The sequence below is a fragment of the Streptomyces sp. HUAS TT7 genome (assembly GCF_051550175.1).
Lineage (GTDB): Bacteria > Actinomycetota > Actinomycetes > Streptomycetales > Streptomycetaceae > Streptomyces.
In genome coordinates this window covers 7,541,650-7,560,885 of record NZ_CP196175.1, presented here as the reverse complement: position 1 = coordinate 7,560,885, position 19,236 = coordinate 7,541,650, and the positions used below count along the sequence as shown (strand labels likewise).

Sequence of the window (19,236 nt, the reverse complement as noted above, 5' to 3'; positions counted from 1 at the left end):
TCGTCGGCACACGAAGGGATCTGTCACCCCATGTACACAGCATCGTCCTCCGTGTCCGCGCCGCCCCGGCCGCACCGTCCCCTCGGGGCGGGTGGCGGACCGTACCTCGATCCCACCCACGCCGGGTCGGCCTACGGTGCGGGCCGGACGCCGCGCCGGACCGGGGCGGGCACGCAGCCGCTCAGCGGGAGAATCGACTTGTCCGGCCCCCAGGGCGCCCAGCTGCGCATCGCGATCTCCTCGGTGCAGCGCATCTGCCCGGAGTTCCATCCGGTACAGGTGATGAGGCACAGCGGACGCTCGGTGCTGATCGTCGGCACGACAGGGCGCACGACGGCCGTCGCCAAGTGTTTACTGGACCACTCCCCCGCGTGGGCCGAGCGGTTCCGGCACGAAATAGCTGCGTATCGCGCCTTTGTCCGGCACCGCCCACCGGTGCGGGTGCCGCGGCTGATCGCCGCCGACCCCGACAACTGCACCCTGGTGATCGAGCGGATGCCGGGCCGGGCGGCGGCCCTGCAGCGACACCCGGTCGAGGCTCCGCCGCGTGCCGACGTCAGGGCCGCCCTCGGCGCGATCGGGCGCATCAACGCCTGGCGGCCGCCCGCCGAGATGTTCGGCAGGCCGCTGGACTACGCGCCGAGGATCGCCCGCTACCACGAGCTCGGGCTGTTCACCGACCGTGATCTGAGTGACCTTCAGAAACTGGTGCACGGTCTGGCTCTGTCCGGCCGGGTCGACTGGCAGTTCTCGCACGGTGACGCGCTGCTGTCCAACATCCTGCTGTCACCGGCGGGCCCGGTCCTGGTCGATTGGGAGCACGCGGGCTGGTACCTGCCCGGGTACGACCTGGCGACGCTGTGGTCGGTCCTCAGCGACGCCCCGATGGAGCGGCGGCGGATCAGCCAGGCGGCGCAGGCGGCGGGCCCCGCGTCGCGGGACGCGTTCCTGGTGAACCTGATGCTCGTACTGACCCGCGAGATCAGGACGTACGAGACGGCGGTACAGCGCACCATGCGGGACGCCGCACCGGCCGGCCCGGCACAGACCCCCCCGCCGGGTTCGCTGTCCGCCGGGGAGCAGCAGCGGCTGCTGCTGCGCAGGCTGCACGACGACTGCGCGCTGGCGCGGCGGGCCGTGCGGGCGGCGGTCGGCACGCGCTGACCGCCGGGCAGAGGGGGAAGCGTGCTGCGCGTCCGGTGCCGACACACTGGGCGCGCAGCGCGCTGTCGTGTGTCAGCGCACCCGGACGACGTCGACGTCCGAGGCCTTCACGAAGGCGATCCGGTGGCCGATCTGCACCGTCACGAAGCGGGTGCTGCCGGGGAAGTACGTGTGGTCGTAGGGGTACGACGAGTCGATGGTGGGGGCGTAGTAGTAGCCCGCCTGTGTCGGTTCGCCGCCGGGGTAGGACTGTCCGGCCTTGATGGTGTAGCCGAGCGGGACGCTCACGCGTGGCTTCGCGAAGTCCGCCGGGTAGTCGCCGGCCACCGGGTAGGCGGTTCCGTAGACCGGCACATCGGTCAGGCCCGGCTTGGGGCGTACGACGTAGCCGGCGGTCGGGGTGGTGGTCCGGGTGTGCCCGGGGCTCTGGAACCAGGCCTTCTGGCCGTACCACCAGATCGCGGTCCAGCCGGGCCTGCGGTCGGCGACCACGGCCTGCTGGGTGGCGCTGACCTTGCTGCCCCAGTCGCCCGCGCAGTTCGTGCCGGGCTGACCGGGCGGGTGCAGGCCCGGGTCGGCGAACAGCGGGGCGGTGGTGGAGGGTTCGGTGTGCAGCGGGACCGCGCTGGAGGGCTGCACGGGCAGGTCGATGTTCTTCTCGCAGTCGCGGACGGCCTGGAGGTTCCTCTTGAACTCCGGGTTGATGGTGACCAGTTGGCTGCCCGGGCGGCCGGTGGGCTCGGTGGGTCTCCCGAGCAGGGTCATGAAGTGGTTCCAGTCCCAGTACGGGCCCGGGTCCCAGTGCATGGCGGCGGTGCCGGACTGGGTGGTGGGCGGCACGTTGTCGTGGCCGAGGATGTGTTGGCGGTCGAGCGGAATGTCGTACTTGGCGGCGAGGTAGCGCACCAGGGCCGCCGTCGAGCGGTACATCTCGGGGGTGAACCAGGTGGCGCCCTCGGTGGCGTAGCCCTCCTGCTCGATGCCGATGGAGTCGGAGTTGATGTACCAGTTGCCGGCCTGCCAGGCGACGTCCTTGGTCTTCACCATCTGGGTGACGTGGCCGTCGCTGGAGCGCACGACATAGTGGGCCGAGGCGGCCCGTTTCGGGTCCTGGAAGATCTTGAGGGTGGTGGCGAAGGTTTCCTCGGTGTCGTGCAGGACGATGTACTTGATCTTGTTGGTGCCCGGCCGGTCGGAGAGGTCGTAGTTGCCGTAGTCCTCCTTGTTGGCCGGGTCGCCGGTCTGCTGGTAGGCCGCCGGAACCCAGTCGCACTTCAGGACGCGGGGGCATTCGGTGCCGCCCGAGGCCGCGCTCGCCGGGGAGGCGGGGGCCAGGGCGAGGCCCAGGGCTCCGGCCGTCGCGGTCGCGAGCGCAAGTCTGATCCTCTGCTTGGACGTCATGGACAACCCTTCTTGCCGGGAGGTGCATGGGCTCTCTCGCCGTGCGGCGCGTGGATACGCGGGGACACTGTGTGACCCGGCATGACAGCGCGTCAAGTACCTCTCGGGCGGCCTGACTTGTATCAGTGGCCCAGACCTCTGGCAGGGCGTCTGACCTGCTGGTGGCGCGGACCGGTCAACAGGCGGTGGCGCAGGGCCGGTTCACGGCCGGGGACACGCAGCAGCCCGGCACCTCGGGCGGAAGGTGCCGGGCTGTGGGGCAGAGCGCGCGGTGTGTCGCTCAGCTCTGCTGGAAGAGCTCCGCGGGCAGCGGCTTCAGGAGGGCGTACAGGTCGTCGGTGATCGGCCGGTCCCAGCTGGCGATCGTGACGAGGACGTTGTCGCTGCGGTCGAACTGCACGCAGGAGATACGGCTTTCGGAGAGCTTGAGGCGGCGCACGATGAGGAGGTTGTCGCCCTGCATCACCGGCATGTCCTCGGTGCCGACGACCTCGATCGGCTCGTCGTTCTCCAGCGCCACGAGCAGCTGGGCGACCTCGAAGGGGACCTGGCCCTCGGCCATCTCGCGGGCCGGGGAGCCCTCCGGCAGATTGCCGATGATCATCGCGGGGCCGCGCCCGCCGAACAGGTCGTAGCGCAGGAAGACACCCTGGCAGCTGCCGTCGGGCGCGGGCAGCAGGCCGGCGCCCAGGTTGCCGGGCCAGTCTCCCGGGTCCATGGCCAGGACATCGAAGTCCGGGCCCGCGGGAGTGGCGGCGCTGCGGCGGCGGAGGAAGGACATGCCGTCAATGGTACGTGCCCCGGGCGGTCCGGCGGAGCCGGGCCCGGGGGCCTGGGCGGGTCGGCGAGCCGTTGCGGGCGGGGCGTCCGCACGGCGCGGCCCCGGCTCCCCTGCCAGCGGGTGGCTCGGGGGCCGGGGCCGTCCGGGGTGGCCTCCTCAACGACCGGGTGGCACTCCTCGGATGCCGTTGCCTCGGGTCTGGTGGGGCAGCAGGCCGGCCAAGCCGCTGCGGTCGGTGCCGAGCTTGCGGAAGGCGCCGGACAGCAGGAGCTCCACCGTGCGCTCCTTGATGCTCAGCTCCTCCGCGATCCGGCGGTTCTCCCAGCCCTGCGCCGCCCGCTCGGCCACCGCCTTCTCCTGCGAGGTGAGCGAGTCGGAGTCGACGGTGCGCAGCTGGAGCGGACGCAGCCCGGAGGCGGCGAGCTCCTCGCGGGCCCGCGCCGCCAGGGCGTCGGCACCGCAGAGCGCCGCATTCTCCAGGCCGCGCATCAGCAGGTCGGCGGCGTCCTGGGGCAGCCCGGCGCGACTGAGCATCGCGCCGTGGTCGACCAGGGCCTGGGCGAGCTCGTACGCGGCCGGGGACCGTTCGAGCTGGCGGACGGCCTCGGCCATCAAAGCCAGGCTGTCGGCGCCGGAGGCCACCTTGGCGGCCGCGTGCAGGGCGCGGCCGATGGCGCCCGGGGTGCCGAAGCGGCGGGCGCTGTCCACCGCCTCCTGCGCGATGTCGGCGGCCTCGCCGGGATCGGTGTGGGCGATCGTCTGGGCGAGGAGCGGCCGCCACGGGCACCACATGGGGTTGCGCATGCCGCGCGGTTCGAGCCTGCGGCCGACCGCCCGCAGCCGTTCCTCGGCGTCGGTGCGCAGCCCCCGGGCGATCAGGAGCTCGCTGTAGACGGTCTCGGAGTCGGGATAGACGACGGCGCCCGGGACGACCTGGCCGTAGTTGTAGGTGTCGGAGAGTTCCTGGGCCTCCTGGATGCGGCCGCGGGCGAGCAGGATCTCGATGAGGATGCCGAGCGCGAACCACTGGGCGGGGATCTGCTGGCCGACCCGGTCGGCGATCCGCAGTCCGCTGTGCACCAGGTCCTCGGCCTCGGCGAGCCGGCCGCGGTGGAACTTGATGTAGCCGAGCAGCGTCAGGCCGAAGGACAGGTGGGCGCCGCGCCAGCCCTTGCGTTCGCAGTCGGCGATGCCCTGGTTGAACAGCTCGTCGGCGCGGCCGGGCTGGTCGCAGTACATGAAGACGAGCGCGACCAGGACCGGGACCTCGAAGCCCCAGTTGTCGTCGGTCCAGGGCAGCCCGCCCTCCAGCGCTTCCTCGGCGTAGCGCAGGGCGGTCTCGGCGGGTTCGCCGCGCACCATGGCGTCCCAGGCGCGCAGGCCCAGGATGTACCGCTCGGCCTTGCCGCGGCCGGTGAGGTGGTCGGCGAGCCGGGCGAGGCTGCGCGAGCGGGCCGGGGAGTCCTCCTCGTCGGCGCGGAACGCGTTCCACTGGAACGTCTCGGCCTGCATCCTCAACCGGGTGCGGGCGTTGGTGGAGTGCTTGGCCTCGGCGGCGACGACGGCCGCGGCCTCACTCATACGGTCGGTGTGGGCGAGTGCCTGGGCGAGGCGGTAGGTGACGGCTTCGCGCAGTTCCGGGGCGAGTTCGGGCTCTTCGAGGGCCGCCTTGAGGTGGTTGACGGTCGTGGCGGGCTCGCTCAACAGCGCCGAGCAGCCCAGCTCGAAGAGCACCTCCGCGCGGTCTTCCAGGGCGGGCGGTTCGCGCAGGGCGCGGGCCAGACAGCGCCTCGCGGCGTCCGGTGCGCCTGCGCGCAGGTACTCGCGGGCGGCGGAGCGCAGCTGGCGCACCGCCCACCGGTCGTTCTCGGGGTGCATCTCCAGGATGTGCCGGGCCGCGGCCGTCGGGCCGAGTCCGGCCTCGCTGACGGCGAACGCCGCCTGTCCGTGCATCGCGACGCGCATGGCCGCCGGGATGGCCCGGTAGACGGCGGTGCCGACGAGCGGGTGGAAGAAGTCGAGCCCGCTGGAGCCGTCCTGCCGGGCGGCGAGGATGCGGGCCTCGCGCAGCTTGTCGACGGCGTCGGCCATCTCCTCGGCGCCGAGTCCGGCCACCCCTGCCGCCATTTCGCGGTCGACGTCGGTGCCGAGCACGGCGACGGCCCAGGTGAGCCGCACCGCGGAGGGGCCCAGCCGTTCGAGGCGCTCGATGAGGCCGCTGCCGCGTACGGCGGAGGCCAGCTCGCGCAGTTCGATGGCGTTCACGTACTGCGGTTTCATGCCGCGGTCGCGGATCCTCGCGACGAGTTCGACTGCTTCGTAGGGGTTGCCCGCGGTCAGCGCCCAGCATTCGCGCGCGAACAGTTCGTCGCCGCCCTCGCCGAGCACGTCGCGCACGAGGTCACTGACGGCGGCCGCGCTGAACGGCGCGAGGTCGAGCGGACGTGAGCCGTGCCGCATGGCGAGCCGACGGAACTCGGAGGCGTGGCGCGGCAGTTCCTCGGGCCGGTAGGCGACGACGATCAGGAGCGGCAGGTCCGAGGCGCGCAGCGCGAACGAGCTCAGCCAGGCGAGCGTCTCCTCGTCCGCCCAGTGTGCGTCGTCCACGACGAGCACCACGGGCGCGTACTGGACGGCGAAGCGGGTGACGAGCCAGTCGAGGCCGTCCCGGACGCCCTGCGGATCGGGTGCGACCCCGCTCTGTCCCGCGACCAGACCGACCGCGGGCGCGACGATGTCGTACCAACTCCCCAGTATTTTGCGGTGCTCGGCCTCGCTCGATGCGGCAAGCACCGGCTGCACGAGCTGGCGTACGACGTGGAAGGCCACGCCTTCTTCCTGCTCGCTGCCTCGGGCAGCCAGCAGTGTGCAGCCGCGGGCCGCGGCTTTGCGGCGCACCTCGGCCACCAGTGTGGTCTTGCCCAGGCCTGCCGATCCGGCGATGGCGAGCAGGCCGCCGTTGGGCGCGCTCCCCTCACCGGCACGGCCGCACAGGTCGTTCAACATGCTGTCGAACAGCAGCAGTTCTTCGTCGCGCTCAAAGAGCATCCGGCGCGGAACTCCGCCCCGGCCCCTCGTCTCCGCCACAGCGGTCCCCTTCTGGCAGTAGCACCGAGCCTACGCCCCGGACACGTACCGTGACATGAATAACCGACTTCCGTCTCCTTCTTGACCCTTTAAGTTGGCTGAATCCGTGGACGGTTGGGATCGGAATGTCAACGAGGGGCGCCAACGACCGTCTCGCACGCCCCTCGCGCGCTGTCGGGCTCCGGCGCAAAGCGACTTCTCCCTGGCCATTGCCCCGTTGATGATGGAAAGACGTGCCGAGCATTGAGGAGGCGGTGCCGCATGGGCAGCACTGGCAGAGTCCGGTCGGCCCGGACGCGGACCGGTCTCGTCGACATTCCCTTCCCGCCTCGCCGCCACCCCCGGCACGATCTCGCCCGGAAGCACACGCTCGACTGGTTGCATCAGTTCGGCATGCTGGCGGGCGAGCAGGCGACGGCCGAGTACGACGCGATGGGCCTGGAACGCCTGATGGCGTACTTCTATCCGGATGCCTCGGACGCGCATCTCGCACTGGCGACGGACCTCAACGCCTGGTTCTTCGTCTTCGACGACCAGTTCGACGGCCCGCTCGGGAAGCGGCCCGACGTGGTGCTCCGCCAGATCGACACGGTGCTCCGCACCATGGGCGACGAGCCGCCGGTGCCGGGCGAGGCGACGAACCGGCTGGCCGAAAGCTTCCGCGATCTGTGGCAGCGGGTGACCGCCGGCACCCCGTTGCTGTGGCAGGACCGCTTCCGCGCTCACTGGCGGGAGTATCTGACGGCGTATCACTGGGAGGCTCTCAACCGGACCCGCCACGGCACCCTGTCGCTACCGGGGTTCCTGCGCGGCCGGCGGGACTCCATAGGCGTGCAGCCCTGTCTGGACCTCGTGGAGCGCTGCGGCGGCTACACGCTGCCCAGGGAAATACACGAGGGCGAGCTGCTGGCCGAGATGCGGGAGATCACGGCCGATGTGGTGATCTTCGTCAACGACATGGTGTCCGTGGACAAGGAGCTGGCCGCGGGTGACGTCAACAACAGCGTCATCATCCTGCTCCGTCAGGAGATGTGCACCGTCGAGCAGGCCGTGCGGCGGGTGGCCGCCACGGCCAACTCCCGTATCACCCGCTTCCAGGAGCTGACCGCCGAGCTCGGCGTCCGGCTCGACAAGACCACGCTGCCCGAGCGGGCGCGGACTCAGGTGGACGACTACGTCGACGGCATGCGTGCCCTGATGAGCGGCAATCTGGCCTGGTCCCTGGAGACCGCCCGGTACGGAGAGGCGGGCATCGCCGCCGTCAGCGAGGGAAGGCAGCGGCCCTGGGCCCGGCTGTTCCCCGAGCAGGCCGTCGAGGGCTGAGCGGGTGAGGGCTCAACTTGCGTGCAGGGAGAGGTCGTTGAGAACTTCGACGGCCTCTTCGGCACGCTCGTACGGTACGAAGAGGAGGTCGTGGTGGTAGCCGGCGACCACATTGCAGCTGATGCCGTGCGCGGCGGGATCGGTGGCGACGGCGGCGGTGAGGCCGACGGCCTCGATCGCGGACTGGGCGCTGAGGGTGATCCGGCCGACCACGTAGTCGTAGGTCGGCGCGGCCGCGTCGGCCTGCTCCTGGGGGCGCGCGCCCGGAACCGTGGCCGCATGGACGACGGCCGGCCGCGCGCACTCCTCCACTCCGGGAACTGCGGCATCTCCGGAAGCGCCGGAATCTCCAGGACCTCCGAAATCTCCTGGCCTCCTGGACCTCCAGGCAAGGAGAATCTCTACGTGAGGTCGAACTCCCCGTCCCGGGCGTTGATCATGAAGGCTCGCCATTCGGCGGGGCTGAAGATCAGCGACGGGCTGCCCGGGCTGCCGCTGTTGCGCATCGCGATGAAGCCCTCGACGAAGGCGATCTGGACGTCCCCCGCCCCCTGACTGCTCGACTGCCACTCGGCCTTGCTGAGATCGAGCTCCGGCTTGTCCCAGCCGGAACGGGTGTGCCCCGCAAGGTTCTGCAAGGTGTGCTGGGTGGTGGTGTCCACGTCCGTGCTCCTCCCCGGTTCTGTCGTCCGGGGCCAGACTAGCGATCGCCCGCTGTGACGGACAGGCCACGGAAGGAGTACCGGGGCCCGTCCGTCGCGTACGGCCCTCAGCCGGTGGGCGGTTCGGCGCCGACGAGCCACATGGAGAAGAACTGGGAGCCGCCGCCGTAGGCGTGTCCCAGCGCCTTGCGAGCCCCCTCCACCTGGTGCTCACCCGCCCGGCCGCGCACCTGGAGGGCCGCCTCGGCGAAGCGGATCATGCCGGAGGCGCCGATGGGGTTGGTGGACAGGACGCCGCCCGACGGGTTCACGGGCAGGTCGCCGTCGAGTTCGGTGACGCCGGCCTCGGTGAGTTTCCAGCCCTCGCCTTCGGCGGCGAAGCCGAGGTTCTCCAGCCACATCGGCTCGTACCAGGAGAACGGCACGTACATCTCGACGGCGTCGATCTCGCGGCGCGGGTCGGCGATGCCGGCCTGCCGGTACACGTCGGCCGCGCAGTCCTTGCCCGCCCGGGGCGACACGAAGTCCTTGCCCGCGAACAGGGTCGGCTCGCTGCGCATGGCGCCGCCGTGCACCCAGGCCGCGGGCCGGGGCGAACGGGCGGCGCCCGCGCGGTCGGTGAGGATCATCGCGCAGGCCCCGTCGGAGGACGGGCAGGTCTCGGAGTAGCGGATCGGGTCCCACAGCATCGGCGAGGCCTGGACCTTCTCCAGGGTGATGTCGTGCTCGTGGAGGTGCGCGTACGGGTTCTTCAGCGCGTTGCGCCGGTCCTTGTACGCGACGAGGGAGCCCACCGTGTCGGGGGCGCCGGTTCGCCGCATGTAGGCCCGTACGTGCGGCGCGAAGAAGCCGCCGGCCCCGGCGAGCAGCGGCTGGGTGAACGGCACGGGCAGCGACAGGCCCCACATCGCGTTGGACTCGGACTGCTTCTCGAAGGCGAGGGTCAGCACGGTCCTGTGCACGCGGGCGGCGACCAGGTTGGAGGCCACGAGCGCGGTCGATCCGCCGACCGAGCCCGCCGTGTGCACCCGGAGCATGGGCTTGCCGACGGCGCCGAGTGCGTCGGCGAGGTAGAGCTCCGGCATCATCACGCCCTCGAAGAAGTCGGGCGCCTTGCCGATGACGACGGCGTCGATGTCGGACCAGGTCAACTCGGCGTCTTCCAGGGCCCGCCCGGCCGCCTCGCGGACGAGTCCGGCGATCGAGACGTCGTGCCGGGCGGCCACGTGCTTGGTCTGGCCGACGCCGACGACGGCCACGGGTTCCTTGCTCATGACTCCCCCTCCAGGACGGCGACCAGGTTCTGCTGCAGGCAGGGTCCGGACGTGGCGTGCGCGAGGGCCCGGTCGGACTCGCCGCGGTGGATGCGGGCGGCGGCCTCGCCGAGCCGGACGAGACCGGCGGCCATCACGGGGTTCGCGGCGAGCGCACCCCCGGACGGGTTGACGGCGACCTCGTCGCCCAGCCTGAGCGCCTTGCGCAGCACGACCTCCTGCGAGGTGAACGGCGCGTGCAACTCGGCCGTGTCGACGGGCCGTTCGAAGACTCCGGCGCGTTCGGCGGCGAGCCGCGTGGACGGCGAGTCGGTGAGGTCGCGCACGCCGAGACTGTGCGCCTCGATGCGGTGATCCATGCCCCGGATCCAAGCGGGCCGGGCACACAGCTCACGAGCCCGCTCCCCCGCGGCGAGCATCACGGCAGCCGCACCGTCGCCGACAGGCGGGCAGTCCCCGGTCCGCAACGGACGTACGACGTACTCCCCCTGCGGACGCGAACCCCGCACCTGGGCGTGGGAGTTGGCGGAAGCCGCAGCACGACTACGGGCGGCGACAGCGGCGAGCGCCGGCTCGTCCGTGTGGCCCGCGTCGATGAGAGCCTGGGCCTGGAGGGCGGCCAGCGACACCGAGTCGGGCCAGAGCGGAGCCACGTAGTAGGGGTCGAGCTGCCGGGTCAGCACGTCGCGCACCTCGCCGGGCGAGGACTTGCCGTACCCGTAGACGAGCGCGGTGTCGGCCTCCCCGGTGAGGATCTTCACCCAGGCCTCGTAGAGCGCCCAGGCGCCGTCCATCTCCACATGGGACTCGGAGATCGGCGGCCAGGCGCCGACCCCGTCGAGAGCCATGGTGAACGAGAAGGCGCGCCCGGCGAGATAGTCGCTCGACCCGGAGCAGGTGAACCCAATATCACTGGTCTTGAGGCCGGTCGCATCCAACACCTGGTGCAGCACCGGCATGAGCAGCTCGACCTCGGACAGCTCGTCCGTGCGGCGCCGGTGGTCGCTCTGGGCGAAGGCGACGATCGCCACGTCCCGGGCGGGAGAGGTGGGCGCCATCAGATCAGCTCCTTGTACGTCTCGTAGTCGGCGTCGGGTTCGCCGGTGGGCCGGTAGTGGTCGGGATAGCGGCCGCCCTCGGTCCACACGGGCTCGACCCGCAGCCCCATCCGGACCTGGTCGTACGGAATGCCGCCGATCCGCCCGTGGAGAGCGAGCCCGGCACCGTCGAGCGCGATGTGCGCATAGACGTAAGGCACCTCGATATCGAGGTTCCGCGCCTTGATATTGACGATGCAGTACGTGGTGACGGTCCCGGCAGGCCCGACCTCGACCCGCTCCTCGGTGGCCACCCCGCAGGTGGGGCAGGCGCCGCGCGGCGGGACGTACACCTTCCGGCAGGACGGGCAGCGCTCCCCGACGGTCTTGCGGGCGGACAGCGCGTTGATGTAGGCGGACTGGGCGCGGCCGGGACTGTAGGTGTAGTCGAGCCGGGCGGGAGCGACGATCCCGGTGACGGCATCATTGAACTCACCGCTGTGAGCCGTGAGTTGATGACTCTCCCCACCCTCATGCGGTTCAAAGCAGGCGATATCGGTGATGGCGCCGGTACGCTCCTCGGCCCACCGGATCCGGACGCGCATCCCGGTATGGACGGCTTCGGGCCCGGACGCGTCCAAGGCATGGAGGAGCGAGGTATCAGCCCCGTCCAACTTCACAAGCACCCAGGCGAAGGGCCGGTCGAGGGGCTGGTCGCGGCGGGGGGACGGGTTCCAGGCCCAGGTGGTGACGGTCCCGGTGGGCGCGACCTCGACGAGATCGCGGATCTCCTCGGCGGTGACGGGGTCGTACTCGACGGGCGGCACGAGCACGCGCCCGTCCCCGCCCCGCACCCCGAGCACGACGCGCTCGCGCAGCCCGGTGAGAAAGGCACTCTGAACCGGCCCGAGCGACCGGGTAAACGGAAACTCGACGACGAGGGGCGCGCGCAGTACGTCGGGCGCAGCAGAACCTGTCATGGGGCGAACTCCTTTGCTCCTGGGCAACATTCGGCAGACACCGGTGCGACTCGCGGCCGTCCGGCAAGACGGCATGAGCTCACTTCCAGCCGTCGGGCAACACCGCCTTGAACCGCACCAGCCCGTCGGGCGCACACGGACATCAGCCCACTCCCAGCCCGTCATGGGAGTCCCCCCTGGCCTTTAAGGCCTTGGGGGAGTTTGAGGACGAGCGCCGTTCAGACACGAACGGGGGTGCAGGGGGGGAGCCCCCGCGGGGTCTGGGGCGGAGCCCCAGGAACGACCACCGGCCGGCAGCCGAACGAACTCCCCCGGAGGGTCTCGGGAAGGGGCGGGGCGGGGAGAACTCAGGCCCGCCGATACACCGGCGCCCGCTTCTCCGCAAAAGCCCGAGCCCCCTCCTTCGCATCGGCCGTGGCGAAAATAGGCCACCCCCGCTCCAGTTCGGCCTTGAGCCCATCGACCTCACTCATCGACGCCGTGTCGTAGACACACGCCTTGACCGCCTCGACAGCCAACGGCCCACACGCATTGATCTGCGCAGCGATCGAGAGCGCCGCGTCCAGCGCCGTGCCGTCCGGCACGACCCGCCCGATCAGCCCGATCCGAGCCGCCTCCTCCGCCCCGTACGGCCGCCCCGTGAGCAGCATCTCCAGCGCGTGCGTCCGCGGAATCTGCCGCTGGAGCCGGACGGTCGAGCCCCCGATGGGGAAGAGCCCGCGCTTCACCTCGAAGAGCCCGAACGTCGCCCCGGCCCCGGCGACCCTGATGTCCGTGCCCTGGAGGATCTCGGTGCCGCCCGCCACGCAGTACCCCTCGACCGCCGCGATCACGGGTTTGCGGGGCCGGTGGTGGCGCAGCATCGCCTTCCAGTGCAGATCGGGGTCGGCCTTGAGCCGGTCCCGGTACTGGTCGCCCTCCATGCCCTGGCCCGCGAGGGCCTTGAGGTCCATGCCGGCGCAGAAGTCGCCGCCGGCGCCGGTGAGGACGACCGAGCGGATCGAGTCGTCCGCGTCGGCCTCCAGCCAGCCGTCGTACAGGCCCACCAGCAGCGGCAGCGAGAGCGCGTTCTTCGCTTCCGGCCGGTTCAAGGTGAGCACCAGTGTGGCGCCCTCGCGCTGCACGGTGAGGTGTTCCGTACCACCCATTGCCGTCCTCCCGTCTCAAGACCTAGAACAGGTTGCAGTAGGGGCGGTGCCAGTTCAATAGTTTTCTGACAGTCAGTCAGATTTCTTCTGCGGCACCTCTTCCCAGTTGTGCACGGCTTTGCTCTGATGACCCCCGAACCAGTCGGGGCCGGTGTCAGGAGGAATGGTGGAGTACAACCTTGCCGACCTGTTCGAGTCCGTCGTCGACGTGGTCCCGGACCGCGAGGCGCTCGTGTACATCGACCATCCCGGAACGGGCGCCGAGCGCAGGCTGACGTACCGCCAGCTGGACACGGCGGCGAACCGGCTCGCGCACCATCTGATCGACGCGGGCCTCAGGCCCGGCGAACACCTGGGCCTGCACCTCTACAACGGCGTCGAGTACCTCCAGACGGTGCTGGCCGCCCTCAAGGCCCGCCTGGTCCCGGTCAACGTCAACTACCGTTATGTGGCGGAGGAGTTGGTCTACCTCTACCGGGACGCCGACCTCGCGGCGCTGGTCTTCGACGCCGAGTTCACTCAGCGGGTGGCGGGGGCGCTGCCGCAGACGGAGAAGCTGCGGCACCTGGTCCGGGTGGGGCCCGTCCCGGGCGACGCACCGGACCTCACCGCGGTCGCGTTCGCCGAGGCCGAAGCGGCCGGCTCCCCCGAGCGGGGCTTCGGGCCGCGCTCAGCGGACGACCTGTTCATCATCTACACCGGCGGCACCACGGGCATGCCCAAGGGGGTGATGTGGCGTCAGGAGGACCTGTTCTTCGCGGGGCTGTTCGGCGGCGAGCCCGCGGGCGAGCCGGTGAAGCGGCCCGAGGAACTGGCCGAGCGGGTCGCGAAGAGCGGCGAGGGACTGACCTTCTTCCCCGCCCCTCCCCTCATGCACGGCACCTCGACACTGACCTCGTTCGTCGCCTTCAACTACGGCCAGCGGGTGGCCATCCACCGCAAGTACGTGCCCGAGGAAGTGCTCCGTACGATCGAGAAGGAGAAGGTCACCAGCGTGTCCCTGGTGGGCGACGCGATGCTGCGGCCCCTCGTCGACGCGCTGCACGGCCCGCTCAAGGGCACCGACCTGTCGTCCCTGTTCAGTATTTCCTCGTCCGGCGCGATCATGTCGGAGACGGTGCGCGACCAGCTGCAGGCGCTGGTTCCGAACGCGCTGATCCTGAACAACTTCGGCTCGTCCGAATCCGGTTCCAACGGCAAGGCGACCGACGACTCGGGCCCGGAGAAGGGCTTCCGCCTGGAGGTCAACGAGCGTACGCAGGTGGTGGATCCCGCGACGCACGAGCCGGTCGCGGTCGGCGAGCCGGGGCGGCTCGCCCAGCGCGGGCACGTTCCGCTGGGCTACTACAACGACCCGGCGAAGACCGCGGAGACCTTCTTCCAGAAGGGCACGGAGCGGTGGGTGCTCCTTGGCGACATGGCGACCGTCGACGAGGACGGCATCGTCACGGTCCTCGGGCGCGGCTCGCAGTGCATCAACACGGGCGGCGAGAAGGTCTACCCGGAGGAGGTCGAGCAGGCCCTCAAGTCGCATCCGGATGTGTACGACGCGCTGGTGGCGGGGGTGCCCGACGCGAAGTGGGGCAGCCATGTGGCGGCGGTGGTGCAGGTCCGCGACGGCGCGCACGAGCCCACGCTCGAAGCGATCCAGACCCACTGCCGCACCAGGCTCGCGGGCTACAAGGTGCCGCGCCAGCTGGTGATCACCCCCAGCATCCAGCGCTCCCCCAGCGGCAAGGCGGACTACCGCTGGGCCCGGACGGTGGCGGCGGAGGCGGACGCCGACTGAGGAGGCGGACGCCGACTGAGGAGGCGGACGCCGACTGAGGAGGCGGGCCGCTCACCCGATGCCGAACTCCCCGAGAGCGCCCAGGAATTCATCGGGGCGCTCGGTGTGCACGAGGTGGCCCGCGTCGATGGTGACCAGGCGGGCGCCCGGTATCCGCGAGGCCATCCAGGCCAGCTTCTTCTGGTCGATGTGGCTTGCCGGGCCGCCCGCGACGACCAGCGTGGGCACCGCGATCGCGGCGAACCGGCCGCGCCAGGCGGGGTCGGGGTCGTTCAGCTGGGCGTCGGTCGCCGCGATGACGGGCCAGTCGAAGCCGAGCCGCCCTGCGGGACGTTCGGCAGGTCCGCGCGGCGGGTCCAGGGGGAAGAACGGCGGGGCCTCCTCCAGGACGAGGCGGCCGATCAGACCCGGCTCGTCCTCGGCGAGCAGCGCGGCGGCAGCGCCACCCATGGAGTGACCGACCACGTCGGTGCCGGCCAGGCCCAGTTCGATGATGAAGCCCCGCAGATCGTCGCGGAACGCCTCGAAGGAATAGCCGCCCGGCCAGTCGCTCAGGCCGTGGCCCCGCAGGTCGACGGCGTACACCCGGCGGGTGACCGCGAGCCGTTCGGCGATCCGGGCCCAGTCCCGGCTGTCGCCGCCGCGGCCGTGCACGAGAACGACGGGCGGCGCCGACTCGGCACCCCGCACGCGGTAGGCGAGCCGGACGCCGTCGACGGTGACCGCGCGCGCGGCCGGGTCGAGGAAGGCGGCGACGGTACGGACGAAGGCTTCGGCGTCGTCGATCCACGGATAGTGCCCGGCGCCCGGCTGCACCTGGAGGTCGCCGTCGGCGAAGCAGGCTGCGGCCCTGGCCGCGAGGTCGGGGCAGGGCCCGCCGTCGAGCTCACCGGCCAGCAGCAGTACGGGGGCGTCGAGCCGGGCCAGGGCCGCGCGGGTGGCAGCAGGCTCGAACGCGCCGTCGCTGCCGTAGATGCCCGCCGCCTCTTCGTTGTACTGCCGCTCCCCCTCAGCGGCGTGAGCCCTGGCCTCGGCGTCCCACCGGCCGTAGAGGAGCGCATCAAAGTCCGTCTGCGGCTCGCGTCCCGCCAGCGCCGCCGCATAGGACGCGTACGCCTCCTCGAACCACGGCTCGTCCCTGCGCAGCCGCGCCGCGGCGAGCCGCTCCTCGGGCGTGGGCGGCATGCCGAGGGCCCACGGGGACGGCGTGATCAGCACGAGGCTGCCGATGCGTTCAGGGTGAGCGGCCGCGTACAGCGTCGCAAGGTTCCCGCCGGCGGAGTGCCCGAGCAGATCGATCCGGTCGAGGCCGAGGTGCGCGCGCAGCGCCTCGACGTCGGCCACCTGGCGGTCGCAGCGGTACGACGCCGGGTCACCGGGCACCGCCGAGTCCCCCGTGCCGCGCAGGTCGAGCAGGACCAGCTGTCGGTGGGCGGTGAGCCCGCCGAGGTCCCCGAGGTACTCCGAGGCACGCATCGCGCCGCCCGGTATGCAGAGCAGCGGTTCGCCCTCGCCGCGCAGGTGGTAGGCGAGTCGCGTTCCGTCGTAGGTCGTGAACATCGGCATGCGGCCGATCCTCACAGCACCCCGATGATCAAGGCAATGGGTTTCGCCGACAGCACGAACGGACCGCCCATCGAGTTGTCCACAGACCTTGACGCACCCCTCGGGCTGCTGAATTACTGATCCGACACGGGTCGACCGAATGATCGGTCGTCCGATTTCGTCGCCCTCTCGGGGGCGGAGCGAGGACGGGAGCGCAACGATGGCAGCGGAGCCGGACGAGGCGGAGCGGATGGGCCGACCGGAGCTCGAAGCCTTGCAGCTCGACCGGTTGCGGGCCTCGCTGCGGCATGCGTACGACCACGTCGGGTTCTATCGGGAGGCGTTCGACAAGGCCGGCGTCCACCCGGAGGACTGCCGCTCGCTCGCGGACCTCGCCCGTTTCCCGTTCACCGCCAAGTCCGATCTTCGCGACCACTACCCGTTCGGGATGTTCGCGGTCCCGGAGACCGACATCCGCCGCATCCACGCCTCCAGCGGCACGACGGGCCGGCCGACCGTCGTCGGCTACACCCAGCGGGACCTGGACACCTGGGCGGACGTGGTGGCCCGCTCGATCCGCGCGGCGGGCGGCCGGCCCGGCCACAAGGTCCATGTGGCGTACGGATACGGCCTGTTCACCGGCGGCCTCGGCGCGCACTACGGGGCCGAGCGGCTGGGCTGTACGGTGATTCCCGCCTCCGGTGGCATGACGGCCCGTCAGGTACAGCTCATCCAGGACTTCCGCCCCGAGATCATCATGGTGACCCCGTCCTACATGCTGACGCTGCTCGACGAGTTCGAGCGCCAGGGCGTCGACCCCCGTACGACCTCGCTCAGGGTCGGCATCTTCGGGGCCGAGCCGTGGACCGAGGAGATGCGCCGCGAGATCGAGGAGCGGTTCGCGATCGACGCGGTCGACATCTACGGGCTTTCGGAGGTCATGGGCCCGGGCGTCGCGCAGGAGTGCGTGGAGACCAAGGACGGGCTGCACATCTGGGAGGACCACTTCTACCCCGAGATCGTGGACCCGCTCACCGGCGAGGTCCTCCCGGACGGGGAGCGGGGCGAGCTCGTCTTCACCTCGCTCACCAAGGAAGCGATGCCGGTGATCCGCTACCGGACCCGGGACCTGACGCGGCTGCTGCCCGGCACGGCCCGGGTGTTCCGGCGGATGGAGAAGGTGACCGGGCGCAGCGACGACCTGGTCATCCTGCGCGGGGTGAACCTCTTCCCCACCCAGATCGAGGAGATCGTGCTGCGTACGCCCGGCCTCGCCCCGCACTTCCAGCTGCGGCTGACCCGTGAGGGCCGGCTCGACGCGCTGACGGTGCGGGTGGAGGCCCGGGCGGACACGCCGCCGGAGCAGCGCGACGCCGCGGCGCGTTCGATCGTCGCGGCGGTCAAGGACGGGATCGGCGTGTCCGTGGCGGTGGAGATCGTCGACCCCGAGACCATCGAGCGCTCGGTGGGCAAGTTCAAGCGGATCGTCGACCTGCGGCCGGGAAGACACTGAACCCGCCCCGGCCACCGGGTGTTCACGCGAACCGCTCGCGCAGCTCCCGCTTCAGGATCTTCCCGCTCGCGTTCCTCGGCAGCTCGTCGACGAACAGGACCCGCTTGGGGGCCTTGAAATGGGCGAGCAACTCCCGTGCGTGGTCGATGAGTTGGGCCTCGTCCACCTCGTCGCGCCGTACGACGAACGCGGTGACCGCCTCGATCCAGCGCTCGTCGGGCAGGCCCACGACCGCGGCCTCGGCGACCGCCGGGTGGGCGTACAGCGCGTCCTCGACCTGGCGCGAGGCGATGAGTACGCCGCCGGAGTTGATGACGTCCTTGACCCGGTCGACGACGGTGAAGTAGCCCTCGCTGTCGCGCACCGCGAGATCGCCGGAGTGGAACCAGCCGTCGCGGAAGGCCTCCTCGGTCTCTGCGGGCTTGTCCCAGTAGCCCCCGCACAACTGCGGGGAGCGGTAGACCACTTCGCCCGCCGTGCCGTCGGGCACCTCCTTGCCGCTCTCGTCGACGACCTTCGCCTCGACGAACAGCACGGGCCGCCCGCACGAGTCCATCCGCCCCTCGTGCTCCTCGGGCCCGAGCACGGTGGCGAGCGGGCCGATCTCGCTCTGCCCGAAGCAGTTGTAGAAGGCGAGCCCCGGCAGCCGTTCGCGCAGCCGCTCCAGGACCGGCACCGGCATGATCGACGCCCCGTAGTACGCCTTGCGCAGACCGCTCAGGTCGCGCGTGGCGAACTCCGGATGACCCGCGAGGCCGATCCACACCGTGGGCGGCGCGAACAGCGAGTCGGCGCGGCCCGCCTCCACCAGGTCGAAGATCCGGCCCGCGTCCGGCGCGTCCAGGATGGTGTTCTCCGCTCCCACCGCGAGGTAGGGCAGCAGGAAGACGTGCATCTGCGCCGAGTGGTAGAGCGGCAGCGAGTGCACGGGCCGGTCGCTCTCGCGCAGGTCGAGCGCCGTGATGGCGGAGACGTACTCGTGGACGAGGGCCCGGTGGGTCATCATCGCGCCCTTGGGCAGCGCGGTGGTGCCGGAGGTGTAGAGCAGCTGGACCACATCGCGCCGCTCGCCGTCGGGCTCGTACGGGAGCGGCTCGGCCAGGGCCGCGAGGAGCGAGCCTTCGCCGTCGCGCAGGGCAAGCACCGGGAAGCCGTCGGGCACCCGGTCACCGAGCGCGGGGTCGGCGAGGACGAGGGCGGCGCCGGACTGCTCCAGGATGTAGGCCAGGTCCGCGCCGGTGAGGTGCTGGTTGACCGGCACATGGATGAACCCGGCGCGGGCGCAGGCGAGGAACGCGATGAGGTACGCGTCCGAGTTGTGGCCGTAGGCGGCGACCCGGTCGCCCTTGCTCAGCCCCCGGGAGGCGAGGACGGCGGCCGCGGTGGAGACGGCCGCGTCCAGTTCGGCATAGCTCCAGGCGCGGTCCGCGTACCGGACGGCGGTGCGGTCGGGGGTGCGGCGGGCGCTGCGGCGCACGATGCCGTCGACGGTGCTGCTGCGTACCTCTTCCATGGCTGGATCCTGGGCGGCC

Annotated in this window: 15 protein-coding genes; 4 read left to right on the top strand and 11 right to left on the bottom strand. The window is 71.3% G+C overall.

Annotated features, from left to right (window positions below):
- The first annotated feature begins 30 nt into the window (after positions 1-30).
- Positions 31-1,164 carry an aminoglycoside phosphotransferase family protein gene (locus tag ACSHXC_RS34200; RefSeq protein ID WP_438295223.1) on the top strand — a complete coding sequence of 378 codons (1,134 nt, stop codon included), beginning with the start codon at positions 31-33 and terminating at the stop codon, positions 1,162-1,164.
- A 72-nt stretch (positions 1,165-1,236) separates the two neighbouring features.
- Here ACSHXC_RS34200 and ACSHXC_RS34195 read toward each other — a convergent pair whose 3' ends face one another.
- The 3 genes from ACSHXC_RS34195 to ACSHXC_RS34185 form a co-directional block, all read right to left on the bottom strand.
- The gene (locus tag ACSHXC_RS34195; RefSeq protein WP_438295222.1) at positions 1,237-2,565 is read right to left on the bottom strand and encodes an N-acetylmuramoyl-L-alanine amidase; all 1,329 of its coding nucleotides are present in this window, start codon (positions 2,563-2,565) and stop codon (positions 1,237-1,239) included.
- Positions 2,566-2,845: 280 nt separating this feature from the next.
- Positions 2,846-3,346: a hypothetical protein gene (locus ACSHXC_RS34190; RefSeq protein ID WP_100573614.1), complete on the bottom strand. Its 501-nt coding sequence runs from the start codon at positions 3,344-3,346 to the stop codon at positions 2,846-2,848.
- Between the two features lie 156 nt (positions 3,347-3,502).
- Positions 3,503-6,394 carry an ATP-binding protein gene (locus ACSHXC_RS34185; protein ID WP_438296996.1) on the bottom strand — a complete coding sequence of 964 codons (2,892 nt, stop codon included), beginning with the start codon at positions 6,392-6,394 and terminating at the stop codon, positions 3,503-3,505.
- Between the two features lie 300 nt (positions 6,395-6,694).
- Here ACSHXC_RS34185 and ACSHXC_RS34180 point away from each other — a divergent pair, with 300 nt between their 5' ends.
- Complete coding sequence (locus ACSHXC_RS34180) at positions 6,695-7,756, top strand: isoafricanol synthase (protein WP_438295221.1); 1,062 nt, start codon at positions 6,695-6,697, stop codon at positions 7,754-7,756.
- 12 nt (positions 7,757-7,768) lie between these two features.
- On the opposite strand, the gene ACSHXC_RS34175 is transcribed toward ACSHXC_RS34180, so the two are convergent.
- The 6 genes from ACSHXC_RS34175 to ACSHXC_RS34150 form a co-directional block, all read right to left on the bottom strand.
- Positions 7,769-8,068, bottom strand: coding sequence for an ACT domain-containing protein (locus ACSHXC_RS34175; protein ID WP_438295220.1), 300 nt, complete (start codon positions 8,066-8,068; stop codon positions 7,769-7,771).
- A gap of 89 nt (positions 8,069-8,157) precedes the next feature.
- Complete coding sequence (locus ACSHXC_RS34170; protein WP_438296994.1) at positions 8,158-8,394, bottom strand: DUF397 domain-containing protein; 237 nt, start codon at positions 8,392-8,394, stop codon at positions 8,158-8,160.
- Positions 8,395-8,525: 131 nt separating this feature from the next.
- On the bottom strand, positions 8,526-9,692 hold the full coding sequence (locus ACSHXC_RS34165; RefSeq protein ID WP_438295219.1) for a thiolase domain-containing protein: 1,167 nt from the start codon (positions 9,690-9,692) through the stop codon (positions 8,526-8,528).
- The gene (locus ACSHXC_RS34160; protein ID WP_438295218.1) at positions 9,689-10,750 is read right to left on the bottom strand and encodes a thiolase domain-containing protein; all 1,062 of its coding nucleotides are present in this window, start codon (positions 10,748-10,750) and stop codon (positions 9,689-9,691) included. Before ACSHXC_RS34160 ends, ACSHXC_RS34165 begins: the two co-directional genes overlap by 4 nt.
- Positions 10,750-11,709 (bottom strand): Zn-ribbon domain-containing OB-fold protein, encoded by a 960-nt coding sequence (locus tag ACSHXC_RS34155; RefSeq protein ID WP_438295217.1) that lies wholly within the window; start codon positions 11,707-11,709, stop codon positions 10,750-10,752. Before ACSHXC_RS34155 ends, ACSHXC_RS34160 begins: the two co-directional genes overlap by 1 nt.
- Positions 11,710-12,056: 347 nt before the next feature.
- Positions 12,057-12,857 carry a crotonase/enoyl-CoA hydratase family protein gene (locus tag ACSHXC_RS34150; RefSeq protein WP_438295216.1) on the bottom strand — a complete coding sequence of 267 codons (801 nt, stop codon included), beginning with the start codon at positions 12,855-12,857 and terminating at the stop codon, positions 12,057-12,059.
- Between the two features lie 166 nt (positions 12,858-13,023).
- Between ACSHXC_RS34150 and ACSHXC_RS34145 the strand changes: the two genes are divergently transcribed.
- Positions 13,024-14,646 (top strand): acyl-CoA synthetase, encoded by a 1,623-nt coding sequence (locus tag ACSHXC_RS34145; protein ID WP_438295215.1) that lies wholly within the window; start codon positions 13,024-13,026, stop codon positions 14,644-14,646.
- A 51-nt stretch (positions 14,647-14,697) separates the two neighbouring features.
- Here ACSHXC_RS34145 and ACSHXC_RS34140 read toward each other — a convergent pair whose 3' ends face one another.
- Complete coding sequence (locus tag ACSHXC_RS34140) at positions 14,698-16,212, bottom strand: alpha/beta fold hydrolase (RefSeq protein WP_438295214.1); 1,515 nt, start codon at positions 16,210-16,212, stop codon at positions 14,698-14,700.
- A 199-nt stretch (positions 16,213-16,411) separates the two neighbouring features.
- On the opposite strand from ACSHXC_RS34140, the gene paaK reads away from it, so the two are divergent.
- Entirely contained in the window at positions 16,412-17,704 is a 1,293-nt protein-coding gene (gene paaK / locus ACSHXC_RS34135; protein ID WP_438295213.1) for a phenylacetate--CoA ligase PaaK, read from the top strand.
- A 22-nt stretch (positions 17,705-17,726) separates the two neighbouring features.
- Here the strand turns inward: paaK and ACSHXC_RS34130 are convergent, their stop codons facing one another.
- Positions 17,727-19,217: an acyl-CoA synthetase gene (locus ACSHXC_RS34130; protein ID WP_438295212.1), complete on the bottom strand. Its 1,491-nt coding sequence runs from the start codon at positions 19,215-19,217 to the stop codon at positions 17,727-17,729.
- Positions 19,218-19,236 lie beyond the last annotated feature (19 nt).

What these genes read in the sequence shown, in the direction of transcription:
- ACSHXC_RS34200 (WP_438295223.1), top strand. Translation starts at nt 31, where the DNA reads ATGTACACAGCATCGTCCTCCGTGTCCGCGCCGCCCCGGCCGCACCGT.
- ACSHXC_RS34195 (WP_438295222.1), bottom strand. Translation starts at nt 2,565, where the DNA reads ATGACGTCCAAGCAGAGGATCAGACTTGCGCTCGCGACCGCGACGGCC.
- ACSHXC_RS34190 (WP_100573614.1), bottom strand. Translation starts at nt 3,346, where the DNA reads ATGTCCTTCCTCCGCCGCCGCAGCGCCGCCACTCCCGCGGGCCCGGAC.
- ACSHXC_RS34185 (WP_438296996.1), bottom strand. Translation starts at nt 6,394, where the DNA reads ATGCTCTTTGAGCGCGACGAAGAACTGCTGCTGTTCGACAGCATGTTG.
- ACSHXC_RS34180 (WP_438295221.1), top strand. Translation starts at nt 6,695, where the DNA reads ATGGGCAGCACTGGCAGAGTCCGGTCGGCCCGGACGCGGACCGGTCTC.
- ACSHXC_RS34165 (WP_438295219.1), bottom strand. Translation starts at nt 9,692, where the DNA reads ATGAGCAAGGAACCCGTGGCCGTCGTCGGCGTCGGCCAGACCAAGCAC.
- ACSHXC_RS34160 (WP_438295218.1), bottom strand. Translation starts at nt 10,750, where the DNA reads ATGGCGCCCACCTCTCCCGCCCGGGACGTGGCGATCGTCGCCTTCGCC.
- ACSHXC_RS34155 (WP_438295217.1), bottom strand. Translation starts at nt 11,709, where the DNA reads ATGACAGGTTCTGCTGCGCCCGACGTACTGCGCGCGCCCCTCGTCGTC.
- ACSHXC_RS34150 (WP_438295216.1), bottom strand. Translation starts at nt 12,857, where the DNA reads ATGGGTGGTACGGAACACCTCACCGTGCAGCGCGAGGGCGCCACACTG.
- ACSHXC_RS34140 (WP_438295214.1), bottom strand. Translation starts at nt 16,212, where the DNA reads ATGCCGATGTTCACGACCTACGACGGAACGCGACTCGCCTACCACCTG.
- paaK (WP_438295213.1), top strand. Translation starts at nt 16,412, where the DNA reads ATGGCAGCGGAGCCGGACGAGGCGGAGCGGATGGGCCGACCGGAGCTC.
- ACSHXC_RS34130 (WP_438295212.1), bottom strand. Translation starts at nt 19,217, where the DNA reads ATGGAAGAGGTACGCAGCAGCACCGTCGACGGCATCGTGCGCCGCAGC.